Here is a 2900-nt window from a genome sequence, read left to right on the forward strand (position 1 = left end):
CATCGGCGCCGGCCCCGTCGGTCTTGCTACCGCAGCCCACCTGCTCGAACGCGGCCTCGAGCCGCTGATCTTCGAGGCAGGCCCGACGGCGGGATCCGCCATCGAACAGTGGCGCCACATCCGTCTGTTCTCACCCTGGCGGTTCAACCTCGACGCCGCGGCCGTGCGTTTGCTGGAGGACGCCGGCTGGGAAACCCCTCGCCTGACGGCACTGCCTTACGGCGGGGAACTGATCGACAATTACCTCGCCCCGCTGGCTGCAACCCCGGAGATCTCCTCCCGGCTCCAGACCAGCGCACGCGTCATTGCCGTTACACGCCAGGGCATGGACAAAACCCACGTCCGGGACCGTGACGCCACCCCTTTCACCGTCCGGGTCGAACACGACGGCGGTGAAATCCGTGACCACACCGTGGCGGCCGTCATTGACGCCTCCGGCACGTGGTCCACCCGCAACCCGCTTGGAACCTCCGGCCTGCCCGCCATCGGCGAAGACACGGCCGACGACAATATCTCCTCTCCGCTGCCGGACGTTGCAGGACGGGACCGCGCCTCCTTCGCGGGCCGCCGCGTCCTGGTCGTGGGCGCCGGGCACTCGGCCGCGAACACCCTGATCAATCTGGCAGACCTCGCCAAGGACGAACCCGGAACCACCATCCTGTGGGCCGTGCGCGGAGCATCCGCTGACAAGGCCTACGGAGGCGGCGACGCCGACGGCCTGCCCGCCCGCGGCCAACTAGGCGCCAGGCTCCGGCGGCTCGTGGAGGCCGGAACCATCGAACTGCACACCGGCTTCGGGATCGCTGCCCTCAAAACACTGGATTCCGGCGTCACCGTAGAAGCAGTCGACGGACGCACTCTGGAAGCGGACATCATCGTCCCCTGCACGGGCTTCCGGCCGGACCTGGTCATCCTGCACGAACTCCGGCTCAACCTTGACCCCGCTGTCGAAGCACCCGTCGAGCTGGGCCCTTTGATCGACCCCGAATTCCACTCCTGCGGCACTGTCCAGCCGCACGGCGCCAAGATGCTCGCCCACCCGGAGAAGGACTTCTATATCGTCGGCATGAAGTCCTACGGCCGTGCCCCGACGTTCCTGCTGGCCACCGGTTACGAACAGGTCAGGTCCGTCGCCGCGGCCCTCGCCGGCGACCAGGCCGGGGCGGACACTGTCCACCTTGAACTGCCCGAAACCGGGGTTTGCTCCACAGACGCCGGCACCAGCTGCGACGTCCCCGCGGCCTCAACAGCAGACACTGACGGATCGGCGGAGAGCGGCTGTTGCGCCGCCCCGGAACCGGTCCTCGTTGGATTCCCCACCGGGCTGGCTCACGGCCGCTCCGGGGAACACTGACCACAACAGACCACGACGCACCGTTCCGGACGCACGCCAAGGGAGTACTGCCATGACCGAACACCAGAAAACGACGCTGGGATTGCAGGACAACACTGAAATCCTGCACCGGATCAGCGAACGCCTCGCCGAGCGTTTCACCGGGGTGTTCGCCGTCGAGACCGTCGAACGCTACGTCTTCGAGTCCTACACGGCCTTGGCCCGGACAGCGAAGATCAGCGCCTACCTGCCTGCCACCACGGAACACTTCGCCAACGACCGGCTGGCCGCCCTGGCCAAATCCAAAGGGACGGTGGTCTCCGAGGTCCCGGAGGTCCTGTTCGTTTGCGTGCAGAACGCCGGGAGGTCTCAGATGGCTGCCGCGCTGCTCACTGTTGAAGCCAAGGGCAGGATCCGCGTCCGGTCGGCAGGCTCCATGCCGGCGGCTGAGCTGGATCCAACGGTTGTGACTGTAATGTCCGAAATGGGCTTGGACCTGGGCAAGGACTATCCGAAGCCACTCACGGACGACGTCGTGCGGGCATCCGATGTCGTCATCACGATGGGCTGCGGGGACTCCTGCCCCATCTACCCCGGGAAACGCTATGAAGACTGGGACCTCACCGACCCCGCCGGACATTCCCTGGAGACCGTCCGGGAAATCCGTGACGAAATCCACGCCCGCATCAAAACCCTCGTCGGCTCACTCCTGACCGCACAACAGAAAGAAGACACCCACTCATGACCGAAAGCACCAAGACTCCCGGCATCCTGTTCGTCTGCAGCAAGAACGGCGGGAAGTCCCAGCTGGCGGCCGGTCTCATGCGGGACCTCGCCGGCGAAGGGGTCACCGTTTATTCGGCAGGCACCAAGCCGGGCAGCTGCCTGAACAACGAGGCTGTGGAATCCCTGAACGAACTCGGCATCGACATTTCGGGGGAACACCCTAAGCCCGTCACAGACGAAGTGCTTGACACCGTCGACATCGTGATCGTCCTGGGCACCGAAGCAAAGCTCGAACCCCGCGAAGGCACCCGCTTCGAAATCTGGGAAACCGACGAACCTTCCACCCGGGGCATCGAAGGCACGGAGCGCATGCGCCTCGTCCGCGACGACATCAACGCCCGCGTCCGCAAGCTTCATGCGGAACTCACAGGGAACTGAGCCCGCCGTATCCCGGTCGTATCTGTATTGTTCGGCACGTCCGGCGCCATGGCTTAGCGCTGGCGGTGCCCGGGCAGATACGGTAGTAGCATGACGTCACCCACCGCCCCCGAGACATTACGCGCCAAGCGCAACATCCCAGCAGAAATCGCCCGTTCATGGCTTTTGGTCAACGCCATGAAAACCGACCTGTTTGACCTGTCGGCTGTTTCGCGGGCTGACTCGATCATCCTGGACATCGAGGACGCCGTGGACCCGTCGCAAAAGGACGAGGCGCGCGGACACGTGATTGACTGGCTCAGCGGCGGCGGCCAGGCCTGGGTCCGCATCAACGATGCCACCAGCCCGTTCTGGGCCGATGACCTTGCAGGGCTGCGCGGTACGCCCGGGCTGCTCGGCGTGA

Annotated in this window: 4 protein-coding genes; all 4 read left to right on the forward strand. The window is 65.4% G+C overall.

Annotated features, from left to right (window positions below; all coding sequences use genetic code 11):
* The first annotated feature begins 1 nt into the window (after position 1).
* Entirely contained in the window at positions 2-1354 is a 1353-nt protein-coding gene (locus V6M49_RS10750; protein WP_332761102.1) for an FAD-dependent oxidoreductase, read from the forward strand.
* A gap of 52 nt (positions 1355-1406) precedes the next feature.
* Positions 1407-2078 (forward strand): arsenate reductase ArsC, encoded by a 672-nt coding sequence (locus tag V6M49_RS10755; protein WP_141141249.1) that lies wholly within the window; start codon positions 1407-1409, stop codon positions 2076-2078.
* Complete coding sequence (locus tag V6M49_RS10760; RefSeq protein WP_332761103.1) at positions 2075-2497, forward strand: arsenate-mycothiol transferase ArsC; 423 nt, start codon at positions 2075-2077, stop codon at positions 2495-2497. The genes V6M49_RS10755 and V6M49_RS10760 overlap by 4 nt, the downstream gene beginning before the upstream one ends.
* A 90-nt stretch (positions 2498-2587) precedes the next feature.
* Positions 2588-2900: aldolase/citrate lyase family protein (locus V6M49_RS10765; protein ID WP_332761104.1), on the forward strand; the 313-nt coding region annotated here is incomplete at its 3' end.

This window comes from Pseudarthrobacter sp. (assembly GCF_036675385.1).
Classification (GTDB): Bacteria; Actinomycetota; Actinomycetes; order Actinomycetales; family Micrococcaceae; genus Arthrobacter.